Genomic DNA, 15,096 nt, shown 5'->3' with positions numbered 1-15,096 from the left:
GCCGGAGCGCCGCACGCCGGGCCATCCTGCCGTACCCGGGCCCACACCACCGCCACAAGCGCGTCCTCCGGCCACCCGGCCCCCGCCGGCCCGCCTCCGCTACCCCACGGCCACCGTGCGCCCCGCCCGCGCCGACTCGTAGGCAGCCGCCACGATCCGCAGGGCCCGCAGCCCTGCCTCCCCGTCCGTCACCCCGATCGGGCCGGTGTCGTCGCCGAAGAGGAACGCGCGCAGCATCAGCGCGTCCAGGTCGACTCCGTAGGGGAGTTCGACGCCGGAGCGCGCTGTCTCGCTGAAGCCGTGCACCTTCTGGTCGAAGGCGTCCATCTCCAGGGTGGCCCGGTCGCCGATCACCTGCATCGCGAGGCCGCCCCACGCCGGGTGGTGCCGCGGCTGGCTCCAGCTGCAGTCGATCGTGGCCACGGCCCCGTTCGCGTACGTGAGGGTGAGCAGGCCCGCCGTCTCGACCGGGACCTCGTTCTCGTACAGGACGTTGTTGGTCTGCGCGTAGACGGAGGTCGCGGGGATGCCGCCGAACAGGTCGTCGAGAAGGTCGGCGATATGTACCGTGTGGTCCATCAGGGCGCCGCCGCCCGCGAGTTCGGGGTCGACGAACCAGCGGCGCCGCGCGCCCGGCATGTACCCGTTGTTCGCGCCGGACACCGCGAGCACCTCGCCCGCCGTGCCCGCTCGCACCGCGTCGCGCACCGCGAGATAGGCGGGGCTGAACCGCACCGGATGCGCCACCGCGAGCCGCACCCCGGCCGCCCTGCACGCCTCGATCATCGCCGTGCCGTCCTCGGGCGTGGTGGCGAGGGGCTTCTCGCACAGGACGTCCACGCCGTGCGCGGCGGCGAGTTCGACGAGGGGGCGGTGCCGGACGTTCTCCGAGCAGATCACCACCTTGTCGGGGCCCCAGGCGAACAACTCCTCATACGTGTCTACGTAGTTCACGCCCAGCCGGTCCGCGAAGTCCTTGCCGCGGACCTCGCCCGGCGCCGCCAGATCCGTGTCGGGGTCGGCCGCCAGGACCTCCACCCCGTCCATGGCGGCGAGCAGGCGGGCGAACCCGCCCGCGTGGACATGCGCGAACGACACCACCCCAACCTTCAGGTTCTTCACAGTCCGGCCTCCTCGGTCGGCTTCAGTTCGACGGGTTCTCCGGTGCGCGCGGACTCGGCGGCCGCGGCCGCGATACGGACCGCCTCGACGCCGTCGCGCGCCGACGCACGGGGCGCGGGCCCGCCCGTGACGGCGGCCGCGAAGTCCCGCAGCTCCGTGAGGTAGGGGCTCTCCGTCATCGCGCTGCCGGGAATGCCCTCACCGAGAGCCCGTGCTCCCTGGGCCAGAACGCGGAAGCCGGTGTGGGCGGTCGAGTCGTGTTCCAGGATGCCGCCGGGCCCGGCCACGCGGAACGTCGTGCGGAACGGCAGGTCCGGCAGGCCCCACACGCCGAGGACGTGGCTGACCGCGCCGGACGCGTGCGTGAGCACGGCCGTTCCCGTCGCCACGTCGCCGTCGGTCGCGCCCGGCGTGTGGCGGCCGCGGACCTGCGCGTGGACACGGACGACCTCGCCCGCGAGGAGGCGGGCGAAGTCGAGATCGTGGATCATCTGGTCGACCAGGATGCCCCCGGACAGCGCCGGGTCGGCGAACCATGGCGCCCACACCGGGTAGCGGCCCGAGCGGGTGAACCGCAGGACGGCGGGGGCACCGATGCCGCCCGCCGCCACGGACTCGGCGAGCGCCGCGTACGCGGGGAAGTAGCGCACGACATGCGCCGGGAACAGCAGCACTCCCGCCGCCTCGGCCGCGTCCACCATGTGCTGGGCCCCGTCGACGGTCAGCGCGAGCGGTTTCTCGCAGACGACGTGCTTGCCCGCGGCGATCGCGTCGAGGACGAGCTGCCGGTGGGTGAACGTCGGGGTGCACACGTCAACGACCGAGCTGCGGTCGAGCAGCTCGGCGAGACTGTCCACAGCCGTCACACCGAACTCGGCGTATCGGGCCGCCAGTTGTTCCGCCTGGCCGTCGGTGGACAGGATCGTGACGCGTGCGCCCAGCTCCGTCCAGGCGGGCAGATGCGCGCGGGCGATACCGCCGGCGCCGATCAGACCCACGTCGAGGCGTGCCATGAAGGTCCTTTCTCTATCACAGTGTGCGGGGGTCAGCCCTTCGTGCCGCTCTGGGCGATGCCCTGCACGAAGTGCCGCTGGAGGAAGAGGTAGAGGAGGATCATCGGAAGGCTCGCGATCAGCGAACCGGCCATCATCACCGGGTAGTTGGTCTCGAACTGGCCTTCAAGGGAGGTCAGTCCGGCGCTGATCGGCATCTTCGCCGGGTCGGTGTTCACGACCAACGGCCACAGCAGGTCGTTCCACGACCACATCGCCGTGATCACCGCGAGCGCGGCGAGCGCGGGCCGGATCAGCGGCAGCATGATCGACCAGAAGATGCGGAACGGGCCCGCGCCGTCGATCCGGGCCGCCTCCTCCAACTCCCGTGGCAGGGACAGGAAGAACTGGCGCAACAGGAACGTGCCGAACGCGCTGAACATGCCGGGCAGGAACAGCGCGGGCGGCGAGTTCAGCAGGCCGAGCCGCTGGATGATGTCGTACTGCGGCAGGATCAGCAGCGACGACGGGACGAGCAGGACGGACAGGAAGAGGGCGAACAGCACGTTCTTGCCGCGGAACCGCATCCGGGCGAAGGCGTATGCGGCGAGCGAGCAGAACACCAGCTGGCCGACGGTGCGCCCGACCGTGTTGATGACGCTGTTGCCGAGCATCTCCCCGTAGGGCATCGCGGTGAACACGTCCTGGAACGCGGCCCAGTTCCACCGCTGCGGAAAGAACGTCGTCGGTACGTGCACGGCCTCCGGCAGCGTCTTCAGCGCCGTGAGGAGCTGCCACAGGAACGGGAAGACCATGACGAGCGCGCCGAGCGACAGCAGGAGGTGCGTGGCGACGGCGCCGCCGTCCACGCGGCGTATCCGTTCACGCATAGTGCACCCACTTCTTCTGGAGCCGGAACTGCAGGTACGTCAGGGCCGCCGTGAGCAGCATCAGGAGGAACGCGAGCGCCGCCGCCGCGCCCTGGTTGTTCTGCTGGAACGCCCACTGGTAGAAGAGGCTCACGACCGATTGCGTGGAGCCGAGCGCCGGGTTCGTCGGGCTCATCATCACGTAGATCAGGTCGAACATCTGGAGCGAGTTGATCACGCAGATGATTGCCGCGAAGAAGATGCTCGGGGTCAGCAGCGGCAGCGTGATCGTGAAGAACCGCCGTACCGGGCCCGCGCCGTCCAGCTCGGCCGCCTCGTAGTAGTCCTGTGGAATGCCCTTGATCCCCGCGATGAAGATGATCAAGTAGTAGCCGATGCTCTGCCACACGGAGACGACGCCGATCGCCCACAGCGCCGTCGACGGGTCGGAGGCCCAGAAGTGCCGGGAGACGCCGAACCACGACAACACCTCGTTCAGGAGGCCGAAGTTGCCGTTGTACAGCCAGTTCCAGACGAGGCCCACCGCGACCGGCAGCGTGACGAACGGGATGAAGTACAGGGCGCGGTAGACGCCGACTCCGCGCAGCCCGCGCCGGTTCAGGAGCGCCGCCACCGCGATCGAGAGCGGCAGGGTGACCAGGCCGATGGCCCCGTACAGCAGTGTGTTGCCGACGGCCCGCCACACCGTGACGTCCTTGACGACCCGCGCGTAGTTGTCGCCGCCTGTCCAGGTGTTGCCGCCGAACGGGCCGAAGTGGGTGAAGCTGAAGCCGAACGTCTGGATCATCGGCCAGATGTAGAACACCAGGAAGCCGATGCCGATCGGCGCGATGAAGAGATAAGCCGCTCTCTGCGTACGGGAGTTGGGGCCTCGCGCGACGCCGTCCGGTCCGGCCTTCGAGCGGGGCTTCCTGATCCGGCCGTCCGCCTCCGCGGCGGCCGTCGACGGGAACACGGCCATTACTTGTCCTCCTCGTCGAGCGCCCGGTCCATCTGTCGCGCCAGCGTCCGCGCCGCCTGCTCGATACCGCCCTTGCCGCTGAACGGGGCGCCGAGCAGCAGATACTCCTGGTCCTCCCAGACGGCCGTGTTGCGTGAACTCGGGTACGGGACCGCGTAGTCGAGCATGTCGATGAAGTTCCGCAGGTCGAACTCCGGCATCGACTTCAGCCAGGCGTCCTGCGTCCCCTCGTACGAGGAGATGGTGATGCCGCCCTTGGCCTGGATCTCCGCCGCCGCGCGCCGCGCCATGAAGTCCACGAACTTCCAAGCCGCCTGCTTCTTCCGGGACTTGGCGCTGATGACATTGGCGAGCCCGTGGATGACCGTGGCCCGCTCGCGGCCCTTCGGCAGCACGGTGACACCGCCGTGGTCCTTGATGGCCGGCGAGGCGTACATGAACGACGCCATCGCGGAGAGGTCGTAGTTCATCGCCACCTGCTCCGACAGGAACAGATTGCGGGCCCGCACCTCCGACATGGCGCTCTGCGGCGGCGACCAGCCCCTGTCCACCAGGTCCGTCCAGAACCGCAGCCCCTCCACGGCCCGCGCGTCGGCGAACCCGGAGCGCCCGTCCCGCAGCACGTACCCGCCGGCGCCGAAGACCGTCGGGTAGAACTTCGTCTGCCGGTCCATCTCGGCGGCGATCCCGTAGACCCGCTTCTTCGGGTTCGTCAGCTCGCGCGCCGCGTCACGTACGTCGTCCCAAGTCCAGGAGGAATCCGGGTACTTGACGCCCGCCTTGTCGAAGAGCGCCTTGTTGTACCAGAGCCCGACGGTGTCGAAGTCCTTCGGCAGCCCGTACTGCTTGCCCTCGTACGCGTAGATGTCGACGAGCGCGTCGGGGTGCTTGCCGACCGGGGTGCGGTCCCTCGCGATGTGCGCGCTCAGCGGTTCCAGCGCGCCGTTCGCCGCGTACAGCTGGATGTTCACCGCGTTCATCCAGAACACGTCCGGCGCGGTGCCTCCCCGCATCGACGTACGCAGCGTCGTCCAGTACGAGGTCCAGGGCGTGAGCTGGATCTCCACGGAAATTCCGGGGTTCTCGCGCTCGAAGGCCTTGATGATCTGCTGCATTCCCGGGGCCTGCGCGACGTCCCAGATGCCGTACGAGAGGGTGGTGCGGCCGCGCGCCGAGGCGGTGCCGGAAGCTCCGTCGCCACTGCTGCAGCCGGCGGCGAGCGGCGCCGCCGCGAGCGCACCGGCGAGAAGCGTTCTCCTGCGCATACGCGTCTCCTGTCGATGGGAGGGGAGAGGGTGGAGCGGGGTCAGTGCGGAACGGGCGGCCGTAACGGGCCCGCGCTGTGGGGGAGCCGGGTCTCGACGGCGTCCAGGGCGCGCCGCACCGCGCCCAGGGCCACGCCCTCGCGGCCGAGGGTGCTGACCGCGATCCGTGGCACGTGCAGGGTCAGGGGGCGCAGGTGCTCGGCGAGGAGCGGACCGAGCGGCTCGCCGACCGGGGCCAACGCCCCGGACAGCACCAGGAGTTCGGGATCGAGCGCGAGGACGAGCGCCGCGATGCCGGGGGCGACCCCGGCCAGATACCGGTCGAGGACGTCGAGGGCCCCGGAGTCGCCCGCGCGCACGGCCCGCGCGAGCGCGTCGGTGCCGGACTCTCCGGGGTGCCGCTCCTTGTCCCAGGCGAGCGCCTTCCCGGCCTCGTCCAGGCCGAGTTGGGGCAGGATGCCCAACTCGCCCGCGCCGCCGCGGCGTCCCCGGTGCAACCGTCCGTCGATCATCAGGCCGCACGAGATGCGCCGCCCCACGAGCACGCACGCCACGTCGTCGGCCAGCACCGCCGCGCCCCGCCAGTGCTCGGCCACGACGGCGAGGTTCACGTCGTTCTCCACGAACACACGGCAGGGGATGTCGTCGGCCAGGCGGCGGGCCAGGTCCAGGTCGGTCCACTCCGGCACGATCACCGAGAGGATCCGCCCGGTGTCGTCGACCATGCCCGGCACGCCGACGCCCATCGACCACACATCGTCCGGGCCGAGGCTCTGGTCCGCGAGGAAGCGGCGCAGCCGGCCGCGCAGCAGCTCGATGCGTTCGGCGCCCGTCAACTCTTCGGGAAAATCCTCCCGTTGCCGCGCGATGACCTCACCGTCGAGGCGTGCGAGCAGCAGCACGAGCTTCCTGAGTCCGATGTCGACCCCGACCACGTGCCCGGCCTCGGCGCGGAACCGGAAGCGGCGCGCGGGCCTGCCCGGTGCGCGCCCGGCCGCCGGGGCATCGGTCTCGGCGATCCACCCCTGGCCGGACAGTTCCTCCACGAGTGCCTCGACCGTCGGCCTGGACAGCCCCGTCGCGGTGGCGAGACCGCTCACCGTCCGCGGGCTCTCCTGCCGCAACGCCCGCAGCACCACCGCGGTGTTGAGGCCGCGCAGCGCCGCGAGATCGTGCCCGCGCGCCCTGTCGTGCACCGCCATGGCCTGATTTCCTCCGAGCGCTGGTCGGTCGGGTTGCGCAGGACTGTTGCATAACTCCGATGGCTTGGGAAGCCCACCCGTACCGAAATTACGTAGAACTCCTGCGAATTGAAGGAGAGGGGGCTCGACGGGGGTGGCCGGAGATCGTCACACATGCCCCATTGACGCCCGCTCGGCCCGGGACTGAGGGTGGAGGGTATGACCCAACTGTCCGAGCATCTGCGCCAGGCCACCCCCGTCGTCGCGCAGCGCGGGGAAGGCGTCCACCTCTACGGCATCGACGGCCGTCGCTATCTGGACTTCACCGCCGGGATCGGGGTCACCAGTACCGGCCACTGCCATCCCCGCGTCGTCGCCGCCGCGCAGGAACAGGTCGCCACTCTCATCCACGGCCAGTACACGACCGTCATGCACCAGCCGCTGCAACGCCTCGTCGACAAGCTCGGCGACGTGGTGCCCGCGGGCCTCGACAGCCTGTTCTTCGTCAACTCGGGAAGCGAGGCCGTCGAGGCGGCGATGCGGCTGGCCCGGCAGGCCACGGGGAAGCCCAACATCGTGGTCGCACACGGCGGTTTCCATGGCCGGACCGTGGCGGCGGCGTCCCTGACCACGTCCGGAACCAAGATCCGTACGGGCTTCGGCCCCCTCATGTCGGGCGTGGCCATCACGCCGTTCCCGAACGCCTACCACTACGGCTGGGACGAGGAGACGGCCACGCGGTTCGCGCTGCGCGAGTTCGACCACCTCCTGCAGACGGTCACCGACCCCGACGACACGGCGGCGATCCTCATCGAGCCGGTCCTCGGCGAAGGCGGCTACGTGCCCGCCAACACGGCCTTCCTGCAAGGGTTGCGGGAGCGCGCCGACCGGCACGGCATCCTGCTGATCCTCGACGAGATCCAGACCGGCGTCGGGCGCACCGGCCGGTTCTGGGGCCACGACCACTTCGATGTCACGCCCGACGTCCTGATCACCGCGAAAGGTCTGGCGAGCGGCTTCCCGCTCTCCGGCATCGCGGCGTCCGCGGACCTGATGCACCAGGCCAGGCCGGGCTCGCAGGGCGGCACGTACGGCGGCAACGCGGTCGCCTGCGCGGCGGCCTGCGCCACGCTCGACGTCATCGCCGAGGAGGGCCTGGTGGCCAATGCCGCGGCGATGGGCACCAGGCTGCGGGCCGGCCTGGAGGCCGTCGCGGCGAAGACCCCGGCCATCGGCGACGTGCGCGGCCTCGGCCTGATGCTGGCGAGCGAGTTCACGACGGCGGACGGCGACCCCGATCCGGCCACCGCCCTCCGGGCCCAACAGGCGGCGGCGGACGAGGGCCTGCTCCTCCTCACGTGCGGCCCCTGGGGCAACGTGGTCCGAATGATCCCGGCGCTCGTCGTGACGGAGAACCAGGTGGACGAGGCGCTACGGCTGTGGGGGGCGGCCGTGGATTCGGCCACGGCCTGAGTCGTGCGGGCTGTCCACAGGGTCGGCCGGTGCCCGCGCCCCGGCAGGGGCGCGGGGAACTGCGCGAGCAACGACGACGAAGCCGGCACGTGGCGCTTGGCTGTTGGCGGTTGGTAGTTGGCAGCTCGCACTCAGCGTCCGGTACTCAGCGCTCGGCATCCGGCGCCCCGCACTCGGCTTCCGGCGCCCCGCACTCGGCTTCCGGCGCCCCGCACTCGGCTTCCGGCGCCCCGCACTCGGCTTCCGGTACTCAGTGCTCGGCAGTCGAGCGCTCGGTATCCGGCACCCCGCATTCGGCGTCCGGCGCTCGGGCACTCAGCCTGCGGCGCCCCGCACCCCGCACCCCGCACCCCGCACCCCGCGCTCGGCATCCGGCACTCGGCGCTCGGGCGCTCGGCACCCGGCATCCCGCAAGCGGCGTCCGGCACTCGGGAGCTCAACACTCGGCGCTCAGGCACGCAGTACTCAGCATCCGGCACCCCGCAAACCTCATCCGCCCCGCCTAGCCGCGCCCCCCGTCCCCCACCGCATCGGAGCCCACCGTGACCACACCCCCCGTCATCCGAGCCGTACCGAAGCAACTCCACATCGGCGGCACCTGGCAGCACGCGGCAGCGAACCGCACGATGCCGGTGGACAACCCCGCCACCGGCGCCACCCTGTGCGACGTCGCCGACGCGAGCCCACAGGACGGCCGGGCCGCCCTGGACGCGGCGGTGGCCGCACAGCACGACTGGGCCGCCACCGCCCCCAGGACCCGATCGGAGATCCTGCGCCGGGCCCACGAGATCATCCTCAGCCGTACCGAGGACCTCGCCCTCCTCATGACCCTGGAAATGGGCAAGCCCCTGGCGGAGGCCCGCGGCGAGGTCACGTACGCCGCGGAGTTCTTCCGCTGGTTCGCCGAGGAGGCGGTCCGCATCGACGGCGGCTACGCCACCAGCCCCGACGGCCGCAACCGTCACCTGGTCCTGCGCCAGCCGATCGGCCCCTGTCTGCTCGTCACGCCCTGGAACTTCCCGCTCGCCATGGGCACCCGCAAGATCGGCCCCGCCGTCGCCGCGGGCTGCACCATGATCCTCAAACCGGCCCCGCAGACCCCGCTCTCCACGCTCGCGCTGACCGGGATCCTGACCGAGGCGGGCCTGCCGCCCGGCGTCCTCAACACGGTCACCACGAGCGACGCGGCCGGCCTCGTCGAACCCCTGCTGCGCAGTGGCGGCATCCGCAAACTGTCCTTCACGGGTTCCACGCAGGTCGGCCGGATCCTGCTCGGCCAGTGCGCGCAGACGGTCGTGCGCACCTCGCTCGAACTCGGCGGCAACGCCCCGTTCATCGTCTTCGAGGACGCCGACATCGACGCGGCCGTGGACGGCGCGATGGTCGCAAAGATGCGCAACATGGGGGAGGCCTGCACCGCCGCCAACCGGATCTACGTGCACACTGCCGTCGCCGAGGAGTTCGCGGCCCGGCTGACCGCGCGGATGTCCGCCCTGACCGTCGGGGACGGCACGGCGCCCGGCACCGATGTCGGGCCGCTCATCGACGCGGCGGGCCGCGCCAAGGTCGAGGCTCTCGTGCGCGACGCCGTCGACCGCGGGGCGAAGATCCTGACCGGCGGCGAACTCCCCACCGGTGAAGGGAACTTCTACCCGCCCACCGTCCTCGCCCAGGTCCCGCGCGACGCCGAGCTCACCGGCACCGAGATCTTCGGGCCCGTCGCCGCGCTGTTCACCTTCGACGACGAGGACGACGTCGTACAGGTCGCGAACGACACCGAATGGGGTCTTGTCAGTTACGTCTACACGCGCGACCTGGACCGAGCGCTGCGCGTCGGCGAACGACTGGAGACGGGCATGGTCGGCCTCAACACGGGCCTCGTCTCGAACCCGGCTGCCCCGTTCGGCGGCGTCAAACAGTCGGGCCTCGGCCGCGAAGGCGGCCGGGTGGGCATCGACGAGTTCCTGGAGTACAAATATCTGGCCGTGCCCACCGGCTCATAACCGCTCCACGGCACGGAACCCGGCAAGGCGCGAGAGCAACGACCGTGCGGTCGGGGCGAGTTCGGCGAGGGCGACTTCCTCGCCCGCGTTCAACAGCCCGACGATCGCGGAGAGCTCGCGCCCGGTCAGGTCGGTCTCCAGAATGTGCCCGCACGCGGCCACGAGCCGCCGCCCCGAGGTCTCGGCCCACAGCACCCGCTCGACGGCCCGTACGGCGTCGTCGTCGGTGAAGCGGCCGGGTCGCGCGGGTGGCGGTACCGGTCGCAGCCCACCGTCCGTCGCGTGCAGCAGCGCCTCGCGCACCAGTCGGCGCCGCAGTGCTGCCGGACGCGCGGCCTCGCGATAGTGGGCGAGGGCTTCGGTGAGGACCGGCGGCAACCCGTCCCCCTCGTCGCGTACGAGGATGTCGTCGCCGTCCCAACGTGCCTGCGGGGAAACGGGGTGGGGTCCCGGCGCGAGCAGCGAACGCAGCCCGTGTCCAGGAAGGGGCGAGGCCCGCGGTATGCCCAGGTGCACGACGGCCGCCGGTGACCGGCCCGGCTCGGCGACGAAACGCTGACCGGCCGGCCAGTAGAGCAGGTCGCCGGGCGCGGTCCGGGCGGCTGACCACCGTCCGGCCCCCCGCTCGAGGCGCAGCCGTGGACGCCCGAGCAGGGTGTAGAGAAACGATGCGCCCCGGCTGGGCGGCAGTCGCCCCGGGCCGCACGTCCCGTGCCACAGGGTGGTGCTGGCCCCGAGCAGCGGCTGACCTGTGCGGTCCCACAGCCCGGCGAGGAAGTTCCGCGCCCTGAGCCACACGGGATGGTGGAGGGCGTGCAGGCAGCGCACGACGAAGGCGAACGGCTCGCGTCCCGCGTGGTGGAGCAGGCGGCGGCCGTACCGTGCGAAGGAGCCGTCCTCCGGCCGCGGCAGCAGATCCCCGGGATCGGCCAGGCTCCGCGGCCCGAGAGCGAAGCTCACCTGCCCGGCTCCGACGCCGGGCCGCTGTGCCGCGCCGACGGAACTCTCGAAGACCTCGTGCGCGTCGAACGGCGGGACACCGAGCGCGGCGCCTCTGATCAGCACGGGTCGCCGGTCCCAGTACGTGTCGGTGAACGTGTCCCAGTCGAACGACTCCAGGACGTCCACACGGGATATCGGAACCGGACTCACAGCTCCGGCTCCCGCTTCGAGTCAGAGCCAGAGTCAGAGTCAGAGGCAGAGCCCGATTCCCGATTCCGATCCAGGTCCAGGGCGCGTACTTGGTACAACTCGTCCAGCAACGCGAGCAGTTCAGGGGACTCGGGGTGCAGGTCGCAGGCCTCGGCGAGGGCGCTGACGGTGGTTCGCGAGACGGTGCCGAGATGGGTGAGGACGCGGTGGGCCCCTGGGGCGGTGACGGTCCGCGCATGCCCGTGGGCGGCCCAGACCCGGGTGCCCGCACCGGCCCGCATACGCAAAATCTCGGTGGTGCGCCGTAAGCGGCTCCGCGGGGTGAGCGCGATGCCGGGCCTCGGCGGCGGGGCGGGGTGGAGGCCCGCCGCCGAGCGCAGAGCGGCCCAGCGCAGCAGCAGCGCGCGTTCGGGTCCGTCGCCGGTCAGGGTCGCGACGTAGCGCCGGGCGGGTTCGGTGAAGCGCTGTGTGGGGGTGAGGCGTCCGTCGGGGTCGGCGGGCGCGGGGTGGGGGATCGTGGGCTGCGCGTCGGCGGGCAGCGGGTGCAGCCGCAGCAGTTCCCCGACGACCTCGCCGACGTAAGGGAGGGCCGCGGTGGTGCGGGCGGGCACGGTCAGCCGCAGCGTCGTGCAGGGCCGCGTACGGTCGTCGAGGTGGGTACTGCCCGCGGGCCAGTGCGCCAAGTCGCCCGCCGTGGCGCGCAATGCGAACTCGGTGCCGGTGTGCTCGGGCCGCACCCGCATCGTCAAGGAGCCGTCGAGGACCCAGGTGAGCGCCGCCGCGTCGGGCTGTGCCCCGAACTCCTCGGTGGCCTGGTACCGGGTTCCGACCGCCAGCTCCGTCGTGACGGGCAGCGGGGGCCGGCCGACGTGCCGCCACAAACCGGCCACGGCGTCCCGGACCCGCGACCAGAGCGTGAAGTCGAGGCTGAGCGCGTGCTCGGCGGTCAACAGCCAGCCACCGTCGCCCAGTTGGCGGGATCCCGCCAGCCGGGCGGCATAGCCGGCGGCGTCCCGGTCCGTCGGCGAGGGCAGCAGCGGTCCGGGATCGCGGAGCACTCCGTCCGCGACGGCGAGCCGCATCCGGGTCGGCCCGGGGGCCCCGGCCGCGGCCACCAGAAGGCGGTGGGCCCCTGCCGCGTCCAGCCCGGATCCGGGCGCGCCCGGCACTACTACCGGCTCTTTCGCCCAGTACCTGCCCGCGAAGTGCCGCCACGCGTCGGCGGCCGGTGCGGGCGTGGGGGAGGGTTCGCAGCTGCGGCTCATCGGGGCTGGGGGCTCCTTGGTCCCTCGTTCGGGGGCGGCCGAACGGGCCTGGCGACCCTGTCAGAGGCATATCGGCGCCGTCAACGCCCCACGGCGAACCGCTGAACATCTGGCGCGGAACGTGTGCCGGGCTCCTTAGCGCGTTGCCGGGTGGGCCCGCTCAGGCCGCGCTGCCGGCCCGCCAGTCGGCCCACGACATGTTCCAGCCATTGAGCCCGTTCGCGGGATTGACCATCTCCTCGCCCGAGCGCCGTACCTCCACCACGTCGCCGACGATCGAGCTCGTGTAGAACTTCGCGCCCGGCGTCGACGGATCGTCCGCGCCCTGGGCGTCCCGCAGTCCGACGCAGCCGTGGCTGGTGTTGCTCGTACCGAAGAGGGACGGCGACCCCCAGTAGTTACCGTGGATGAACGTTCCGGAGGAGGTGAGCCGCTGGGCGTGCGGCACGTCGTCGATGTCGTACTCGTCGCCGAGGCCGACCGTCGTCGAGTCCATCCGGGTCTCCTTGAACCGCTCGGAGATCACCATCTTCCCGGCCCACGTGGGGTGTTCGGCGTCGCCTCCGCTCACGTCGTACGTGGCGATCTGCTTGCCGTCGCGTCGCACGGTCATCGACTTGGCGCTGAGGTCGACGACGCTGATCTGCTCGCGCCCGATGTGGAAGACGACGTCCTTGTCCTGCGTGCCGAAGACGCCTTCGGAGCCCTCGATGTCCTTCAGCCGCAGACTCAACGTGATCTTCGTGCCGGCCGCCCAGTACGCCGCGGGGCGGAAATCGAGCCGGGTGTCGCTGAACCAGTGCCCGGCGATCTCCACATCCGGCTCCGCGGTCACGGTGATCGCCTTCTGCACGGCGGCCCGGTCGCTCACGGCCTTCGTGAAGTCGATCGAGACGGGCATGCCGACACCGGACGTCGAGCCGTCCTCCGGGGTGAAGTACCCGACGAAGGTGGCGCCCGGCTTCTTGGTGGTGAAGCGGCTCGTGTGCGCCGCATCAGCGCCGTCGACCTGGGCGCTCACGGTGTAGTCGGTCCCCGAGGCAGGATGAGCGGACGAGGTCCACTTGGTCCGCTTGTCGTTGTACGTCCCTTTCAGGCGCGTGCCGCCGGCCGCGACGACCTGGACGGCGCCCAGGGTCCCGCCGGTGACCGCGACGGTGACCGGACTGCCGAAGTCGGCCTTCTGCGTCCCGTCGGCGGGGGTGACGTCGACCGTGGCCTTCGCGGTGGATCCGCCGGCCGCGTCCTGCGCGCCGGCCTCCCCGCCGCACCCCGCGACCGTCACCACCGAGGCCGCCCCGAGCGCGGCGAGCACCCCACGCCGCGACCAGCGATCCATACCGTCCGCTGTCCGAACCCGAGAGTCGCCCACGCCGAGCACCGAGCCTTCCTGATCCCCTGATCCATGGTCATTGCGGTGTCGAATGCTGCCCGGGCGACCTGGGGGAATCCTTGGAAAATGGCGCGCTTGTCTTAATTCTTCCTTGGAGTCGCACCCCTTCGCGTGGGTCGACGACGTGTGGCGGGCGCAAGCTCAACGGAGCCCCAGCTCCGCCGACGAAGCTGGGGCTCACGTGCGATGACGGTAGGGATGCTCGCTCGTAACCCGCTATACGAAGGCTCGACCGGAAGCTAAGGGCTGTCCCGTAATCCCTGGCGGGCGCACGACGACAGCTACGGCACCTCGCCGCGTTGTCGAAACGCCCGAATACATCCAGTATGCGGGCGCTCCTCCGCCTTGCGATGCACCGCATCTGACGCCGCGCGCTGATCCACCAGGGATTACGGGACAGCCCTTAGCCGGGTTCGTCGCCCGGTGATGCGGGCTCGAAAGGGAGCGGGTGCGGTGGATGGGTCACCCCGTAGACGCGGGCGAACCGGTTGGCGGGTGCCGCTGAACCGCCGATGCGTTCGAGGAAGAAGGCGCGGGCGATGGAGCGCATCTGCTCGCCGTCCACGTGCATGATCCACCGGTTGGAGGCGGCGTGGAACCGGGCCGTGTCCACCGCCGCCTCCAGGCCGCGCGCCGGACCACGGTGCAGACGTCCGCTCAGCGCGACGAACCGCTTCAACACGTCGAGGTTCGAGCGGCGGAGGGCGACCATTTGCAGGCCGGGCTCAGGAACCTCGGCGGCTGCCGGCGCGGCCCGCACATGGGCGTAGAGCAGCGCGTCCCAGCCGTCGGCCGTCAGCTGAACCGCCCAGGCGACCGATTGGCCGGTCCGGGTGGCGAGTCCTGCCTGGTCCTCGCCGGTCGCCATCCGGGCCAGCCCTAGCCTGACCAGGCGGGACGCGGCGCGTGCGTCGACTCCGGGGCTTGCCGTGGCCCATCCGTCCGGCCTGCGCTGGGTCTCCGCGACGCGCTGCAGCAGCGCGACGTGCCCCTCCGTACGGCCCATCTTCGTCCTCCCCGCCGAGCAGTGCGACGGCGCGACGCTAGCGTGCGATGGCCTCCGGGCGGGGCGAGTTGGGTGGGCAGCCCCCGAAATGGGGGCGCGGGGTGGCCGGTTCACCACGTGGTCGACCCGGGGACGGACGAGGTGAGGAAATTTCGCGCGGCCGGTGCATCCATCCCACGGTCCGACGCCGAATGATGAGTGAGGCAGCGAGGAGTACCTGGCCTGCTGCCTCACTTCGCCGCTGACGCCGGGCGCCTGCACGCCCCGGCGTCAGCGGCCTGCATTGTCAGTGGGGGCCGCTAGGTGTTCTGTCCGGGGAGGTTGTGGACGGGTGAGGCAGATCTCGGCTGAGGGATCTTGAACAGGTGAGGGCCTTCCGGTTCGGTGTGGATT

The 15,096-nt window shown here is 71.3% G+C and carries 12 protein-coding genes; 2 read left to right on the top strand and 10 right to left on the bottom strand.

Translation table 11 applies throughout. From position 1 onward, the window contains the following. Nucleotides 1–99: 99 nt before the first annotated feature. Genes ACIREE_RS34715 through ACIREE_RS34690 form a run of 6 tightly spaced genes read right to left on the bottom strand, consistent with a single transcriptional unit; the run spans nt 100 to nt 6,432 of the window. Complete coding sequence (locus tag ACIREE_RS34715) at nt 100–1,122, bottom strand: Gfo/Idh/MocA family protein (protein ID WP_404161417.1); 1,023 nt, start codon at nt 1,120–1,122, stop codon at nt 100–102. After that, entirely contained in the window at nt 1,119–2,135 is a 1,017-nt protein-coding gene (locus ACIREE_RS34710) for a Gfo/Idh/MocA family protein (protein WP_404161414.1), read from the bottom strand. Before ACIREE_RS34710 ends, ACIREE_RS34715 begins: the two co-directional genes overlap by 4 nt. Before the next feature lie 32 nt (nt 2,136–2,167). Then, nucleotides 2,168–3,004 (bottom strand): carbohydrate ABC transporter permease, encoded by an 837-nt coding sequence (locus ACIREE_RS34705; protein WP_404161411.1) that lies wholly within the window; start codon nt 3,002–3,004, stop codon nt 2,168–2,170. Further along, nucleotides 2,997–3,965, bottom strand: a complete 969-nt coding sequence (locus ACIREE_RS34700; protein ID WP_404161408.1) for a carbohydrate ABC transporter permease — start codon at nt 3,963–3,965, stop codon at nt 2,997–2,999. The genes ACIREE_RS34705 and ACIREE_RS34700 overlap by 8 nt, the downstream gene beginning before the upstream one ends. Beyond that, nucleotides 3,965–5,230 carry an ABC transporter substrate-binding protein gene (locus ACIREE_RS34695; RefSeq protein WP_404161405.1) on the bottom strand — a complete coding sequence of 422 codons (1,266 nt, stop codon included), beginning with the start codon at nt 5,228–5,230 and terminating at the stop codon, nt 3,965–3,967. The genes ACIREE_RS34700 and ACIREE_RS34695 overlap by 1 nt, the downstream gene beginning before the upstream one ends. A gap of 41 nt (nt 5,231–5,271) precedes the next feature. Then, nucleotides 5,272–6,432 carry an ROK family transcriptional regulator gene (locus tag ACIREE_RS34690; RefSeq protein WP_404161402.1) on the bottom strand — a complete coding sequence of 387 codons (1,161 nt, stop codon included), beginning with the start codon at nt 6,430–6,432 and terminating at the stop codon, nt 5,272–5,274. 198 nt (nt 6,433–6,630) lie between these two features. Here ACIREE_RS34690 and ACIREE_RS34685 point away from each other — a divergent pair, with 198 nt between their 5' ends. Next, nucleotides 6,631–7,884 carry an aspartate aminotransferase family protein gene (locus tag ACIREE_RS34685; RefSeq protein ID WP_404161399.1) on the top strand — a complete coding sequence of 418 codons (1,254 nt, stop codon included), beginning with the start codon at nt 6,631–6,633 and terminating at the stop codon, nt 7,882–7,884. 542 nt (nt 7,885–8,426) lie between these two features. Next, nucleotides 8,427–9,887: an NAD-dependent succinate-semialdehyde dehydrogenase gene (locus ACIREE_RS34680; RefSeq protein ID WP_404161396.1), complete on the top strand. Its 1,461-nt coding sequence runs from the start codon at nt 8,427–8,429 to the stop codon at nt 9,885–9,887. Here the strand turns inward: ACIREE_RS34680 and ACIREE_RS34675 are convergent. From ACIREE_RS34675 to ACIREE_RS34660, 4 genes are all read right to left on the bottom strand, one after another. Next, nucleotides 9,882–11,039 carry a hypothetical protein gene (locus ACIREE_RS34675; RefSeq protein ID WP_404161393.1) on the bottom strand — a complete coding sequence of 386 codons (1,158 nt, stop codon included), beginning with the start codon at nt 11,037–11,039 and terminating at the stop codon, nt 9,882–9,884. The two genes, ACIREE_RS34680 and ACIREE_RS34675, sit on opposite strands and share 6 nt — an antisense overlap. After that, nucleotides 11,036–12,304, bottom strand: coding sequence for a hypothetical protein (locus tag ACIREE_RS34670; RefSeq protein WP_404161391.1), 1,269 nt, complete (start codon nt 12,302–12,304; stop codon nt 11,036–11,038). Before ACIREE_RS34670 ends, ACIREE_RS34675 begins: the two co-directional genes overlap by 4 nt. 160 nt (nt 12,305–12,464) lie before the next feature. Beyond that, entirely contained in the window at nt 12,465–13,643 is a 1,179-nt protein-coding gene (locus tag ACIREE_RS34665; protein WP_404161388.1) for an Ig-like domain-containing protein, read from the bottom strand. 457 nt (nt 13,644–14,100) lie between these two features. Beyond that, complete coding sequence (locus ACIREE_RS34660; protein WP_404161385.1) at nt 14,101–14,703, bottom strand: DUF6417 family protein; 603 nt, start codon at nt 14,701–14,703, stop codon at nt 14,101–14,103. Between the last annotated feature and the right edge of the window lie 393 nt (nt 14,704–15,096).

Source organism: Streptomyces sp. NPDC102467, from assembly GCF_044765445.1.
Lineage (GTDB): Bacteria > Actinomycetota > Actinomycetes > Streptomycetales > Streptomycetaceae > Streptomyces.
Note: the sequence above shows the minus strand (reverse complement) of the source record. Positions and strands in the feature narration are given on the sequence as shown.